The 13,722-nt window shown below is 61.9% G+C and carries 12 protein-coding genes; 6 read left to right on the top strand and 6 right to left on the bottom strand.

Annotated elements, in window-relative coordinates; translation table 11 throughout:
• Nucleotides 1–144 precede the first annotated feature (144 nt).
• The 6 genes from HKK57_RS15545 (at nucleotide 145) to HKK57_RS15520 (ending at nucleotide 6,043) form a co-directional block, all read left to right on the top strand.
• Complete coding sequence (locus HKK57_RS15545) at nucleotides 145–891, top strand: amino acid ABC transporter permease (protein WP_029295164.1); 747 nt, start codon at nucleotides 145–147, stop codon at nucleotides 889–891.
• Nucleotides 891–1,562, top strand: coding sequence for an amino acid ABC transporter permease (locus tag HKK57_RS15540; RefSeq protein ID WP_029295163.1), 672 nt, complete (start codon nucleotides 891–893; stop codon nucleotides 1,560–1,562). Before HKK57_RS15545 ends, HKK57_RS15540 begins: the two co-directional genes overlap by 1 nt.
• Nucleotides 1,559–2,293 (top strand): amino acid ABC transporter ATP-binding protein, encoded by a 735-nt coding sequence (locus tag HKK57_RS15535; protein ID WP_029295161.1) that lies wholly within the window; start codon nucleotides 1,559–1,561, stop codon nucleotides 2,291–2,293. Before HKK57_RS15540 ends, HKK57_RS15535 begins: the two co-directional genes overlap by 4 nt.
• 162 nt (nucleotides 2,294–2,455) lie before the next feature.
• The gene (locus HKK57_RS15530; RefSeq protein ID WP_104910836.1) at nucleotides 2,456–4,357 is read left to right on the top strand and encodes a sensor histidine kinase; all 1,902 of its coding nucleotides are present in this window, start codon (nucleotides 2,456–2,458) and stop codon (nucleotides 4,355–4,357) included.
• Nucleotides 4,354–5,694: a sigma-54-dependent transcriptional regulator gene (locus HKK57_RS15525; RefSeq protein ID WP_169390386.1), complete on the top strand. Its 1,341-nt coding sequence runs from the start codon at nucleotides 4,354–4,356 to the stop codon at nucleotides 5,692–5,694. The genes HKK57_RS15530 and HKK57_RS15525 overlap by 4 nt, the downstream gene beginning before the upstream one ends.
• Nucleotides 5,695–5,704: 10 nt before the next feature.
• Entirely contained in the window at nucleotides 5,705–6,043 is a 339-nt protein-coding gene (locus HKK57_RS15520) for a GlpM family protein (RefSeq protein ID WP_029295158.1), read from the top strand.
• A 119-nt stretch (nucleotides 6,044–6,162) separates the two neighbouring features.
• On the opposite strand, the gene HKK57_RS15515 is transcribed toward HKK57_RS15520, so the two are convergent.
• The 6 genes from HKK57_RS15515 to HKK57_RS15490 form a co-directional block, all read right to left on the bottom strand.
• Nucleotides 6,163–7,560, bottom strand: coding sequence for a sigma-54-dependent transcriptional regulator (locus HKK57_RS15515; protein WP_029295157.1), 1,398 nt, complete (start codon nucleotides 7,558–7,560; stop codon nucleotides 6,163–6,165).
• On the bottom strand, nucleotides 7,550–9,328 hold the full coding sequence (locus HKK57_RS15510; RefSeq protein WP_169390385.1) for a sensor histidine kinase: 1,779 nt from the start codon (nucleotides 9,326–9,328) through the stop codon (nucleotides 7,550–7,552). Before HKK57_RS15510 ends, HKK57_RS15515 begins: the two co-directional genes overlap by 11 nt.
• A complete protein-coding gene (locus tag HKK57_RS15505) occupies nucleotides 9,325–10,452 on the bottom strand; it encodes a GNAT family N-acetyltransferase (protein ID WP_133715293.1) in 1,128 nt (375 codons plus the stop codon). The genes HKK57_RS15510 and HKK57_RS15505 overlap by 4 nt, the downstream gene beginning before the upstream one ends.
• Before the next feature lie 190 nt (nucleotides 10,453–10,642).
• Nucleotides 10,643–11,497, bottom strand: coding sequence for an alpha/beta hydrolase (locus tag HKK57_RS15500; protein ID WP_169390384.1), 855 nt, complete (start codon nucleotides 11,495–11,497; stop codon nucleotides 10,643–10,645).
• Nucleotides 11,494–12,888, bottom strand: coding sequence for an aspartate aminotransferase family protein (locus HKK57_RS15495; protein WP_029295153.1), 1,395 nt, complete (start codon nucleotides 12,886–12,888; stop codon nucleotides 11,494–11,496). Before HKK57_RS15495 ends, HKK57_RS15500 begins: the two co-directional genes overlap by 4 nt.
• On the bottom strand, nucleotides 12,881–13,579 hold the full coding sequence (locus HKK57_RS15490; protein ID WP_029295151.1) for an MtnX-like HAD-IB family phosphatase: 699 nt from the start codon (nucleotides 13,577–13,579) through the stop codon (nucleotides 12,881–12,883). The genes HKK57_RS15495 and HKK57_RS15490 overlap by 8 nt, the downstream gene beginning before the upstream one ends.
• Nucleotides 13,580–13,722: the final 143 nt, after the last annotated feature.

Here is a 13,722-nt window from a genome sequence, read left to right as displayed (position 1 = left end):
CTGTTACTACCTGCTGGCATTATTTGGAACACTCGACCTGGCGGTTTCCGAGCCGATCTTGTGTGCCTGACGTTCACCGTCAGGCGGGAATGGATTTTCCCCAAGCGGGTGCTTGTACATCGATCGATTTCGGGGGAGACCCTAATGAATTACAACTGGGACTGGGGCGTATTCTTCAAGTCCACCGGCGTGGGCAGCGAGACCTATCTCGACTGGTTCATCTCCGGTTTGGGCTGGACCATCGCCATCGCCATCGTGGCCTGGATCGTTGCCTTGCTGCTGGGCTCGGTACTGGGCGTAATGCGCACGATGCCTAATCGGCTCGTGGCCGGCATCGCCACCTGCTACGTGGAACTCTTTCGTAACGTGCCACTGCTGGTACAGCTGTTCATCTGGTACTTCCTGGTACCCGACCTGCTACCGCAGAACCTGCAGGACTGGTACAAACAAGACTTGAACCCGACCACCTCGGCCTACCTGAGCGTTGTCGTGTGCCTGGGCCTGTTCACCGCCGCCCGCGTATGTGAACAAGTGCGTACCGGTATCCAGGCCCTGCCCCACGGTCAGGAAGCCGCCGCGCGCGCCATGGGTTTCAGCCTGTCGCAGATCTACTGGAACGTGCTGTTGCCCCAGGCCTACCGGATCATCATTCCGCCGCTCACCTCGGAATTCCTCAACGTCTTCAAGAACTCCTCCGTGGCGTCCTTGATCGGCCTGATGGAGTTGCTGGCGCAAACCAAGCAGACCGCCGAGTTCTCGGCCAACCTGTTTGAAGCCTTCACCCTGGCCACGCTGATCTACTTCACCCTGAACATGAGCCTGATGTTGCTGATGCGCGTGGTCGAGAAGAAAGTCGCAGTGCCCGGCCTGATTTCCGTGGGGGGTAAATAATGGAATTCGATTTCAGCGGCATTATCCCGGCCTTCCCTGGCCTGTGGAACGGCATGGTCATGACCTTGAAGCTGATGGTCATGGGTGTGGTCGGCGGCATCGTCCTCGGGACCATCCTGGCGTTGATGCGCCTGTCCTCCAGCAAACTGCTGTCCCGCGTGGCCGGCGCCTACGTGAACTACTTCCGCTCGATCCCGCTGCTGCTGGTGATCACCTGGTTCTACCTGGCGGTGCCGTTCGTGTTGCGCTGGATCACCGGCGAAGACACGCCAATCGGCGCGTTCACCTCCTGCGTCGTGGCATTCATGATGTTCGAGGCCGCGTACTTCTGCGAAATCGTGCGGGCCGGCGTGCAGTCGATCCCCAAGGGCCAGATGGCTGCAGCACAAGCGATGGGCATGACCTACGGCCAGACCATGCGCCTGATCATCCTGCCCCAGGCGTTCCGCAAGATGACCCCGCTGCTGTTGCAGCAGAGCATCATCCTGTTTCAGGACACCTCGCTGGTCTACACCGTGGGCCTGGTGGACTTCCTCAACTCCGCTCGCTCCAACGGCGACATTATCGGCCGCTCCAATGAGTTCCTGATCTTTGCCGGTGTCGTCTACTTCATCATCAGCTTTGCCGCCTCGCTGCTGGTCAAGCGTCTGCAAAAAAGGTTTGCCGTATGATCTCTATCAAGAACATCAACAAGTGGTATGGCGACTTCCAGGTGCTGACCGATTGCAGCACTGATGTCAAAAAAGGCGAAGTGATCGTGGTGTGCGGGCCGTCCGGCTCGGGCAAATCCACCCTGATCAAGTGCGTCAACGCCCTGGAACCGTTCCAGAAAGGTGACGTCGTGGTCGACGGCACCTCGATTGCCGACCCGAAGACCAACCTGCCGAAACTGCGCTCGCGCGTGGGCATGGTGTTCCAGCACTTCGAACTGTTCCCGCACATGACCATCACCGAAAACCTGACGGTCGCGCAGATCAAGGTGCTGGGCCGCAGCAAGGAAGAAGCCACCAAGAAAGGCCTGCAATTGCTGGAGCGCGTGGGTCTGTCGGCGCACAAGGACAAGCACCCGGGCCAACTGTCCGGCGGCCAGCAGCAGCGCGTGGCGATTGCCCGTGCACTGGCCATGGACCCGATCGTCATGTTGTTCGACGAACCGACTTCGGCCCTGGACCCGGAGATGGTCAACGAAGTACTGGACGTGATGGTGCAACTGGCCCAGGAAGGCATGACCATGATGTGCGTGACCCACGAAATGGGCTTCGCCCGTAAAGTGGCCGACCGTGTGATCTTCATGGACGCCGGCAAGATCATCGAGGACTGCCCTAAAGAAGAGTTCTTCGGCGATATCAGCGCCCGCTCCGAACGTGCGCAGCACTTCCTCGAGAAAATCCTGCAGCACTAAGCACGACACAGCGTCCACTGTAGAACCCGGGCCCTGTGGGAGCGGGCTTGCCCGCGATTACGGTGTATCAGTCAACCTATCTGTGGCTGACCTACCGTCATCGCGGGCAAGCCCGCTCCCACACCGGTCCAGGCAAGCGCTGGTTGACCCAAGGCATCTGTGATGAAATGCGACCCCACCCTCTATCGCGCCGCACCGCCATCACTTGCCGTGAAGCCCCGTCTGATCCGCCAATTGTTCCTGCCGCCTCTGATCATCCTGTTGATGATCGGCCTGGGTTTTATCGGCTTCTGGACCAGCGAGTACTACGGCATCCGGACCCTGGGCGAGAACGGTGAGCGCCAGTTGGAGCTGCATGCGCGCACGGTCGAAAGTGAGATCAGCAAATACACCTACCTGCCCAGCCTGCTGGAGCTGGAGTCCAGCGTCTCCAAGCTGCTGGCCGAGCCAAGCCCGGAACATCGGCAAACCGTCAACGAATACCTCGAAGGCCTGAACCGGCGCAGCCGCAGCCGGGCGATTTATGTGATGGACACCACCGGCCGCGTGATGGCCACCAGTAACTGGCGCGATATCGACAGTTACCTGGGTGAAGACCTGTCGTTCCGCGCCTATTTCCAGAATGCCGTGCGTGGCCAGCCCGGCCGTTTCTATGGCATCGGCAGCACCAATGGCGAACCCGGCTACTACCTGGCCCATGGCCTGGAAGAACGCGGCAAGATCATTGGCGTCGCGGTGGTCAAGGTGCGCCTCGAAGCGTTGGAAGAACGCTGGCAGCGCGCGCGCCTGGAAGCCTTCGTCAGCGATGAGAACGGCATCATCATCCTCTCCAGCGACCCGGCGCGCCGGCTCAAGGCCGTGCGCCCGCTGAGCGACGAGACCAAGGAGCGCCTGGCCCGCAGCCTGCAGTATTACTGGGCGACCCTCAACGAACTGCAACCCCTGGCCCGCGAGCACCTCGACGCCGGCACCGAGAAGCTGACCTTCCCCGCCAACAGTGAAGTGGTGGCCGACGACCAGGAAGTCACCTACCTGGCCCAGACCCGGCCACTGAACGACACGCCGTGGAATTTCACCCTGCTCACCCCGCTCAACGACCTGCGCCAGGCCGCGATCAACCAGGGCATCCTCGTGGCGGTGGCCTTTGCCCTGGTGGCGTTCCTGCTGATTGCCTGGAATGAGCGGCGCAAGGTGATCGCCACACGCCTGGCCGCCCGCGAGGCCCTGCAGGAAGCCAACAACCAACTGGAGCGGCGGATTGCCGAGCGTACCGCCGACCTGCGCGCCAGCAACGAACGGCTCAAGGCGCAGATCCGCGAACGACGTCAGGCCGAAGAGACCCTGCGCCGGGCCCAGGACGAATTGGTCCAGGCCGGAAAACTGGCGGCCATCGGCCAGATGTCGACCAGCATCGCCCATGAACTGAACCAGCCCCTGGCAGCCTTGCGCACCTTGTCCGGCAACACCGTGCGCTTCCTGGAGCGCGGTGCCCTGGATACCGCCAGCACCAACCTCAAGACCATCAATGAACTGATCGACCGCATGGGCCGCATCACCGCCAGCCTGCGCTCGTTTGCCCGGCGTGGTGACGACCAGGGTGAAGCCAGCCTGGCCAAGGCCGTGGACGCGGCGTTCCAGGTCCTGGGCAGCCGCCTCGACAACCTGCCGCTGACCGTACACCGCGGTTTCAGCCAGGCCATGTTGCAAATCGACCAGACGCGCCTGGAGCAGATCCTGGTCAACCTGATCGGCAACGCCCTGGACGCGATGCACGCCCAACCCGCCCCCGAGCTGTGGCTGGAAAGTGATATCCATGAAGGCAAATACCGCCTGCGGGTGCGGGACAACGGGCATGGCATCGACCCAGAGACCCGCAAGCACCTGTTCGAACCCTTTTTCACCACCAAACCCGGCGAGCAAGGTTTAGGCCTGGGCCTGACCCTGTCGGCCAGCCTCGCGGCGGCCACCGGCGGCAACCTGGCCGTCGAGCACCCGGCCGATGGTGGTACGGCCTTTGTCCTGAGCCTGCCCCTGGCAGGCCATCAACCCGGCGAGTCGATATGAACAGCCAACCCAATACCGAACTGACCGTGCTGATCGTCGAAGACGATCCCCATGTGTTGCTCGGCTGCCAGCAAGCCCTGGCCCTGGAAGATATTCCCAGCGTCGGCGTGGCCAGTGCCGAAGAGGCCCTCAAGCGCGTCGACGAGAACTTCGCCGGCATTGTGATCAGCGATATCCGCCTGCCCGGCATCGACGGCCTGGAGCTGTTGACCCGCCTCAAGGCCCTGGATAAAAGCCTGCCGGTGGTGCTGATCACCGGCCACGGCGACATCTCCATGGCCGTGGGCGCGATGCGCAACGGCGCCTATGACTTCATGGAAAAACCTTTTTCCCCGGAACGCCTGGTGGACGTGGTGCGCCGCGCCCTCGAACAGCGCGGCCTGGCCCGGGAAGTCTGGGCGTTGCGCCGGCAGCTGGCTGAGCGTGACTCCCTGGAAGGCCGGATCATCGGGCGCTCGCCGGCAATGCAGAACCTGCGGGAATTGATCGCCAATGTCGCCGACACCTCAGCCAACGTGCTGATCGAAGGCGAGACCGGCACCGGCAAGGAACTGGTCGCCCGCTGCCTGCACGACTTCAGCCGCCGCCACGCCCACCAATTCGTGGCCCTGAACTGCGGTGGCCTGCCGGAAAACCTGTTTGAAAGCGAGATTTTCGGCCACGAAGCCAACGCCTTCACCGGCGCGGGCAAGCGGCGGATCGGCAAGATCGAACATGCTCACGAAGGCACGCTGTTCCTCGACGAAGTGGAAAGCATGCCGATGAACCTGCAGATCAAACTGCTGCGGGTCTTGCAGGAGCGCACCCTGGAACGCCTGGGCTCGAACCAGAGCGTGGCGGTGGATTGCCGGGTGATCGCCGCGACCAAGTCCGACCTTGACGAATTGAGCCGCGCCAACCAGTTCCGCAGCGACTTGTACTACCGCCTGAACGTAGTGACCCTGGAACTGCCGCCCCTGCGCGAGCGTCGCGAAGATATCCTGCAACTGTTCGAACACTTCCTGCAGCAGTCATCCCTGCGCTTCGACCGCATCGCCCCGGAGCTGGACAACCAGACCCTGTCCAGCCTGATGAGCCACGACTGGCCCGGCAACGTGCGTGAACTGCGCAACGTCGCCGAACGCTTTGCCCTGGGCCTGCCGGCCTTCAAGAAGAGCGGCAACAGCCCCGACAACCATGGCCTGGCCTTTACCGAGGCGGTGGAAGCCTTTGAGCGCAACCTGCTCAGCGACGCCCTGCAGCGCAGCGGCGGCAACCTGACCCAGGCCAGCCTGGAGCTGGGCATGGCCAAGACCACCCTGTTCGACAAGGTCAAGAAATACGGCCTGAACCACTAAGGAGTACTGCGTGGATTTAGTTTTCAAGGCCGCCCTCGGTGCGGCGGTGGTATTGCTCCTGGCAGTGCTGGCCAAGACCAGGAACTACTACATCGCCGGCCTGGTGCCGCTGTTTCCGACCTTTGCCCTGATCGCCCACTACATCGTCGGCAAGGGCCGCTCGGTGGACGACTTGAAAACCACGATTGTGTTCGGCATGTGGTCGATCATTCCGTACTTTGTGTACTTGGCGACCTTGTATGTGATGGTCGACCGCATGCGCCTGGAGGCCTCGCTGGCAGTCGCCGCAGTAGCCTGGCTGATGGCCGCGACGGTACTGGTCAGCGTGTGGGTACGCATCCACGCCTGATTCACCTCAATCACATGTGGGAGCGGGCTTGCTCGCGAAAGCGGTGTATCAGTCGACATCTAAATTGACTGATCCACCGCTTTCGCGAGCAAGCCCGCTCCCACATTTTGATCAGTGTTTCAGCGCACGATCTTGTCGATCTGGATCCCGAGCTTTTTCAAGCGGTACCAGAAGCTGCGCTCGGAAATCCCGATCCTTGACGCCGCAGCCGCCTGCACGCCATTGCTCTCCTGCAACGCCGCCAGGATGTACGCCTTCTCTACTTCTGCCAGCGCGGCATCCAGGTCCCGAGGCACGCCCGGGCCTTCGCTGAGAATCGTCGTCACGTCACCCGCCGTCGGCTGGGACGCGAACAGATAGGCCGGCAAGTCGATATCCTCAATCACCGGGCTCGCCGCGACGATGGTCGCGCGTTCCACGCAGTTTTGCAGCTCGCGGATATTGCCCGGCCAGCTGTAGGCCGCCATGGCCTGCAAGGCATCTGCGCTGAAGCCGGTGATGCGTTTACCGGCATTGGCGCTCAGGCTGCGGGCAAAGTGGCGGGCCAGCGGGGCGATGTCTTCGACACGTTCGCGCAGGGCGGGCAGCGGGATTGGGAATACGTTGAGACGGTAGTAGAGGTCCTCGCGAAACTCCTTGTTCGCCACGGCTTCCAGCAGGTTCTTGTTGGTGGCGGCGATCACCCGCACATCCACCTTGCGCTCGCGGGGGTCGCCCACCGGTTCGATCACCCGCTCCTGCAAGGCGCGCAGGATCTTGGCCTGCAACGCCAGGGGCATATCGCCCACCTCGTCGAGAAACAGCGTGCCCTTGTCGGCCTGCATGAAACGCCCGACCCGATCGGCCACAGCGCCGGTAAAGGCGCCCTTGCGATGGCCGAACATTTCGCTTTCCAGCAAGCCTTCGGGGATCGCAGCGCAATTGACCGCGACGAAGGGTTTATCGGCGCGGTTGCCATGCTTGTGAATGGCGCGGGCGACCATTTCCTTGCCGGTGCCGCTTTCGCCGGTCAACAGGATGGTGGCGTTGCTTTCGCGCACCGAATCCACCGCTTGCAGCACACGGCGGAACGCCGGGCTGTCGCCCACCAGGCTGTCGAACTGCGCATGCTCGTCGAGCTCGGCGCGCAGCCGTGCGTTGTCGCGCATGATGTCGCGAAACTGCAAGGCCTTGGCCACGGTGATGTCCAGCTCGTCGATATCGAAGGGCTTGGCAATGTAGTCGTAGGCGCCGTTGCGCATCGACTGCACGGCATTTTTCACAGTGCTGTAGGCCGTCATCACGATCACCGGCAACTGTGGGTAGCGCACCTTGATCTCGGCCAGCAGCTGCGGGCCGTCCATGCCGGGCATGCGCCAGTCGCTGATCACCAGGTCGATATCTTCCTGCTCCAGCACCTTGAGGGCATGCAGGCCATTGCCGGCGATAAACACCTGGATATCGTTCTGGCTCAGGGCCGAGGCCAGCAAATCGCAGAGCTTGGGCTCGTCGTCGACCACCAATATGTTATGCGTCATGACTGTCCTCGTCGTCGCCGTCATCTTCACCGTTGGCCGGAATGTACAGGCTGAAGGTTGCGCCGGCATCCTTCTCGCTGGTGCATTCGATGCGGCCATCGTGACTTTCCATGATCGAATAGACTTTCGCCAGGCCAAGGCCAGTGCCCGAAGCCTTGGTGGTAACGAAGGGGGTAAAGATCCGCTCGATCATCTCTGCCGGGATGCCCTGCCCGCTGTCGCTGACGCTGATCACTGTGGACTGGTCCGCGCGGCTGATGCTTAACGTCAGGCGCCCGCCCTGGGGCATGGCATCGATGGCGTTGAGAATCAGGTTCAGGCACGCCTGCTTGAATTGCTTGGCGTCCACATAGAGGGTCGCGCCAGGCGCCTGGTCGTCGAGATGGGCGTCGATGGCGTGGCTCGCCAGCTCCGGCGCGCAGAACCCCAGGATGTCTTCCACCAGTGGCCGCGCCAGCTGCTGGCTGCGCAGGGGCTCGCTGGGTTTGGCGAAATCGAGAAAGTCGGTGATCAGGTCATTGATCCGGCTGACTTCGCTGACCACATATTCCAGGTGGCGCTTGTCGGTCTCCGGCAGGTCCGTGCGGCGGTGCAGCAGTTGGGTCGCGGTCTTGATGATGCCCAATGGGTTGCGGATTTCGTGGGCCAGGCCCATCGCCACTTCGCCCAGGGCATGCAGGCGGTCTCGCCGACGCAATTGGGCCTCGAGGTGATGCAATTCGCCCAGGCGCTCGGTCATGTGGTTGACGGTGCTGCTCAGTTGCGCCAACTCGTCGCCGCCGGTGACGGCCACGCGGTGCTGGTAATTGCCGCTGATCACCGCACTCACGCCTTGGGACAACTCACGCAGCGGCCGCGTCAGGTGCCGGGAGACCAGCACGCCGGCGCCCAGGGACAAGGCGGAACTGAGCAGGAAGATCAGCACGAACAGATTGCTCTGGTTCACCAGCCCCACCAGGCTGGTGTGGCGCAGCAGGCCGCTGAAGATCACACCCTGCAACTCGCCGGTGTCATTGAAGATCGGCCAGTACAGGCCACTGTAGTTGCTGGTGAATTGCTCGCTAGGCTGCTTGGTGCTGCGCAGCAGGGTTTCCACGGATTTCGGCACGCGGGTCGGGTGATCTTCAAAACGCTGGGTCGAGAAGATCTCCGAGAAGCCGTCGGTGTTGGCCAGGTACAGGCGCAAGTCCAGGGAGTGGACCTCGGCGACACTGGTCAGGAAGCTGCTGTCCAGGTAGGTGCCCACCAACAGTTCGTAATCGACACCGTCCTGAGTGGTTTCGAACGAGGAAATCACCGCCCCGGTGGCCACGCCGCCAACCTGCACGGTTTGCAATACGGCGTTGGGAGCGAGGCTGATTTGTTTCACCACATCATCGCCCACGGTGCTGAACATCACTTTGCCGTCGCTGCTGCGAATCAGCGTTACCACGTCAATATCAGTGGCGCTGGCAATGTCCGCGATCAAACGGTCATGCCGCATCGCTTCATGGGTGGAGGGCGGACGCACATAACGCAGGAAGATCTGCGCCACGCGGGCGTTGTCGTGCAGGATGTCGCTGACTTCGTCCTTGACGATCCGGGTCGACTCTTGCAGCCAGATGCGCACGTTACTGTCGAAAATCTGCGACAGGGTGGTGGCCGCCAACTCCGCGGCGATCATCGTCGGGATCACCGTCACCAGCCAGAACGCCAACACCAGCTTGCGCTGCAGGCTCCAGCGGGAAATGGCGAACGGGCGGGCTTTCTGGCGGGTTTTGGCAATCATCGGGTTTCGCTTATTGCAGCAGCCATGGCAGGGTCGGATCGGTCCGGGCGAATAAACACTTTTAGCACTTTGAGCAGGGTGTCGAGCAAGCGGTTGCGGTGCTGGAAAAACAGGGTATTGCCGGCGAACCCGCAGCCCAGGCGTAGCTTACTGGCATACCCCGCCTGCCCGCACTCATACAACGCAATATTGTGCTCGATGCAGTAGTCGACGTTGGTCAGCCAACTGCGAAAGTACAGGTTATGTTCGCGGCTGTGGGCCAGGTCATGGGCAAAGAACTTGTCGATCAGCCGATGCTGGTCGAGCAGCACCAGGTTGAACGCCACCAACTGCCCATCCACCCAGTAAAGTACACAGCGCGCCCGTTGTTCAAGCTGGGCGAGCACCTGGCTGAAATAACCGGCGGGCAGGCGTTCGAATTGCAGGTCGGCGCGGGCCAGGGTCGCTTCGTAGAGACGCATGATATCTGGCAATACGTCATCGACATTGTCCCGCCACTCCACCTGTGGCCCCGGCGCGCGTAGCTTGCGCCGCAAGTCCTTGCGCGTGGATTTGCCCAGGGAGCCCAGGTAGGCATCCACCGAGCCGTAGGGCAGCGGCAGCAGCCCGGTCGGCAGGCTCGGCATGCTGTGCAGGCCGGCGGCCTTGCAGCTGTCGGCCCAGTCCTGATCCTGGGTCGGAGCATCCTTGACCGCCAGCAAACCGATGCCGAATGCATCGGCATCCCGCCGTGCGGCGGCCAGCAGTTGTTGCAACAAGGCACCACGGCGCGCCGCCGGCACATGGCTGGCGACACCGGCATGGCATTGCTCGGCCACCGGCGAACCGATGGCGTACAGGCCCAGGCACAATGCGCCCGGCCACCAGCGTTCCAGGCGTTGGGTGAAGCGTTTGCCAATACCCGAGACGGTGGTGTCGAGGCGGTAATGGGTGATGAACGCCGGGGCCACCGCCAGCAGCCGCCCCTCCTCATAAAGGGCCAGGTAGCGCCATTGGAAGTCGTCGATAGCGGCGTTTTCCACGGCGACGTAGTAGTCCCAATCCTCCAGGGCCTGGGGAAAGCAGTCGTTCCAGGCACTGCGGTCGATGGCTTGGATACTCGGGAAGGTTTGCGCGGTTATCACATCTGATCCCTGTCAATACTGTGGCAAGCGGACAACCCGGCGCCTACAGGGAGAACCTTGTAGGCGCTGGCTTGCCAGCGAAAAAAGCGCAGTTGTGGCGAGCGGGCTTGCCACGGGGGGCGTCAGTTTCTGAAAGTTGTGTAGATACCTATGACCATCGCGGGCAAGCCCGCTCCTACAGGTGGCGGTGTCAGGCCCGGCGATATTCGTCCACAGGGGTGGTGTGCTGCTCAATGAAGTCGGCACTCAACTCGATCACCCGCCGGTATTGCAGGTCGACGGTGATCATGTGGTAACAGTTGTCCAACAGGATCTTGGTCACCGGGCCGCCGAGGTGGCGTTCCACGTAGTCGGCGTTCCAGCGGCTGGTGATGTCGTCCTCGATGGAGTGCAGGACCAGCGCCGGGGTCTTGATCGACGGCATGCGTTTCTTCACCACGGCGTTCATCCAGTGCAACTCGCGCACGGTGACGCCTTCCATGGTCAACAGCCCGGCTTCACTGCTCTCGCCCTCTTTCATCTGCCGCTCGACGATCGCCCGCAAGCGTTCGTTCTTGATGCCGTAGGGCGGCTTCTCGGTAAAGCGGAACAGGCGCACGCCGAAGGGAATGCGGATCAGCAACGGCGTGATGAACGCCATTTTGTTGATGCTCCAACCGTCGTACTTGAGAGTCGTGGAATACATCAGCAACCCCGCGACCTGGCCCGGATATTCCGAAGCCAGGTACATCGACATCACCGCGCCCATGGACAAGCCACCGACGAACACCTGTGCATGACGCTGCTGCACCCCGACAAAGGTCTTGCGCACGCCCTCGTACCAGTCGCGCCAGCCGGTGGCCTGCAGGTCCTCGTTGCCCCCGCAGTGCCCGGCCAGGGTTGGCACGTACACCGTGCAATTACCCGCCTTGACCAGGCCCTGGGCAACCCGACGCAATTCGGTCGGGGTGCCGGTCAGGCCGTGGATCAACAGGACCCCGACCGGACCGTTGCCGAGAACGAAGCCGGCGTTGCCTTCGCCGAGATCGATATCGGCCAGACTCACCGCTTCATCGCTCGGGTCAGCAGTTGCTCCAGCAGCTTCAAGCCCAGGTCGATTTCCGGGTAGCTGATTTCCAGGGACGGCGCCAGGGTGATCACGTTCTTGTAGTAACCGCCCACATCGAGGATCAGCCCGAGTTTCTGGCCGTCTACCAGCATGTCGCCTTTCATGCCTTCCTCAACCATGTAGTCCAGGGTCGCCTTGTCCGGGGTGAAACCATCGGGGCCGCAGATTTCGCAGCGCAGGGCCAGGCCCAGGCCATCCACATCGCCGATGATCGGGAAGCGCTTTTGCAGGTCCTGCAGGCCTTCAAGGAAGTATTTGCCCTTGGCCATGACCATCGCGCCGTAGTCGACTTCGCTGGTCATCTTGAACATTTCCAGGCCCACCGCCGTGCCCAGCGGGTTGGAGGCGAAGGTGGAGTGGGTGGAACCCGGCGGGAACAGTTTCGGGTTGATCAGCTCTTCCTTGGCCCAGATGCCGCCCAATGGGTTGAGGCCGTTGGTCAGGGCTTTACCGAACACGATCACGTCCGGTTGCACATCGAAGTGCTCGATCGACCACAACTTGCCGGTGCGCCAGAAGCCCATCTGGATTTCGTCGACCACCATCAGGATGCCGTGCTGGTCGAGCACTTGCTTGAGCTCGCTGTAGAAGTTCATCGGCGGGATCACGTAGCCGCCGGTGCCCTGGATCGGCTCGACGTAAAACGCGGCGTATTCGCTCTGGCCGACTTTCGGGTCCCAGACACCGTTGTATTCGGTCTCGAACAGGCGCGCGAATTGCTGCACGCAGTGGCTACCGTATTCTTCCTTGGTCATGCCCTTTGGCCCACGGAAGTGGTACGGGAACGGGATGAAGTTGGCGCGCTCGCCAAAGTGGCCGTAGCGGCGACGGTAGCGGTAGCTGGAGGTGATGGACGACGCGCCGAGGGTACGCCCGTGGTAGCCGCCTTCGAAGGCGAACATCAGGCTCTTGCCGTTGCAGGCGTTACGCACCACCTTCAGGGAGTCCTCGATGGACTGCGAACCGCCGACGTTGAAATGCACGCGGCCATCGAGGCCGAATTTTTTCTTGGCATCCACCGCGATCATTTCCGACAGCTCGATCTTGCCCTTGTGCAGGTACTGGCTGGCGATTTGCGGCAGGGTATCGATCTGCTGTTTCAGCGCATTGTTCAGGCGCGGGTTGGCGTAGCCGAAGTTGACCGCCGAGTACCACATTTGCAGGTCGAGATAGGCCTGGTCTTCGGTGTCCCAGACGTAGGAGCCTTCGCAGCGGCTGAAGATACGCGGTGGGTCGATGTAGTGGACGGTGTCGCCGTAGGAGCAGTATTTGGCTTCTTTATCCAGCAGAACCTGGTCTTCGGCGGTAGCGATACGGATATCAGACATGATGAAAGAGTTCCTGAGTGTCAGAAGTAAAGTGAGTGGCGTTGGCGGCCATGCCCTGGGGCAGTCGGGCCAGTAATGCAGGCAGTTCGGCAAAGCTGTCGAAGCGCAGATGGGGGATGGCGTGGGCCTGGCAGTACTGCGCCAGGCTGCCTTTGGCGAAGACGAAATCGGCGGTAGTCGATACGCACATATCGGACTTGCCGTCGCCGATCACCAACACCCGCTTGTTGCGCGGGGTGGACTTGCATTTGCAGTTGCCCGAGGCCGCGCGGCAGGCGTCGCTGGCATGGGGGAAGTCGATGCGCCAGCTGTTCTGGTCGACCTGGCGCAGGCGGTTGGCGATGATCGGCAGCAAGGTCACGTAGTTGCGCGAGAGGATCCGCGCGATGCCCTGCTCGATGCCGTCACTGACCACCTCAAGGGAGGCACCGAGGCCAAGGACATGGTCGACGAAGTCCGGGAAATCCGGATCGATCTCGACCGTGTCGAAGTACGCCAGCAGCTCGGCTGGTGTCGCCTTGATCAGCGCCAGTTGGCGGCTCAGGCATTCGCGCGAACCGATATGGCCGTCCAGCCATTGCTGCTCGATGGTTTCCCATTCTCTGCCTGCGAAGCGTTGGAGAACGTTGTCGATGACATCGGTGGGTGTGATGGTCCCATCGAAGTCACACACGATATGCCAGTCATTCATCTGCGTTTACCTTGGATGCTAGCGCGCTGATGCGCCGTTGACAGGGATAGAGCAGGGACTGTGCCAAGTGGGCAAAACCCAGCAGGGCCGGGGTTCGCGGGCATGCGCGGGTGATAAAGGACGCGGCCAAGCTACAAATTTTG

This window comes from Pseudomonas sp. ADAK21 (genome assembly GCF_012935735.1).
Classification (GTDB): domain Bacteria; phylum Pseudomonadota; class Gammaproteobacteria; order Pseudomonadales; family Pseudomonadaceae; genus Aquipseudomonas; species Aquipseudomonas proteolytica.
This window is presented reverse-complemented; position numbering and strand designations above follow the sequence as displayed.

Bases quoted from the DNA above. Each gene is read 5' to 3' on its own strand.
- HKK57_RS15510 (WP_169390385.1), bottom strand. From the start codon at position 9,328: ATGATTGCCAAAACCCGCCAGAAAGCCCGCCCGTTCGCCATTTCCCGC.
- HKK57_RS15535 (WP_029295161.1), top strand. From the start codon at position 1,559: ATGATCTCTATCAAGAACATCAACAAGTGGTATGGCGACTTCCAGGTG.
- HKK57_RS15490 (WP_029295151.1), bottom strand. From the start codon at position 13,579: ATGAATGACTGGCATATCGTGTGTGACTTCGATGGGACCATCACACCC.
- HKK57_RS15525 (WP_169390386.1), top strand. From the start codon at position 4,354: ATGAACAGCCAACCCAATACCGAACTGACCGTGCTGATCGTCGAAGAC.
- HKK57_RS15545 (WP_029295164.1), top strand. From the start codon at position 145: ATGAATTACAACTGGGACTGGGGCGTATTCTTCAAGTCCACCGGCGTG.
- HKK57_RS15540 (WP_029295163.1), top strand. From the start codon at position 891: ATGGAATTCGATTTCAGCGGCATTATCCCGGCCTTCCCTGGCCTGTGG.
- HKK57_RS15495 (WP_029295153.1), bottom strand. From the start codon at position 12,888: ATGTCTGATATCCGTATCGCTACCGCCGAAGACCAGGTTCTGCTGGAT.
- HKK57_RS15515 (WP_029295157.1), bottom strand. From the start codon at position 7,560: ATGACGCATAACATATTGGTGGTCGACGACGAGCCCAAGCTCTGCGAT.
- HKK57_RS15530 (WP_104910836.1), top strand. From the start codon at position 2,456: ATGAAATGCGACCCCACCCTCTATCGCGCCGCACCGCCATCACTTGCC.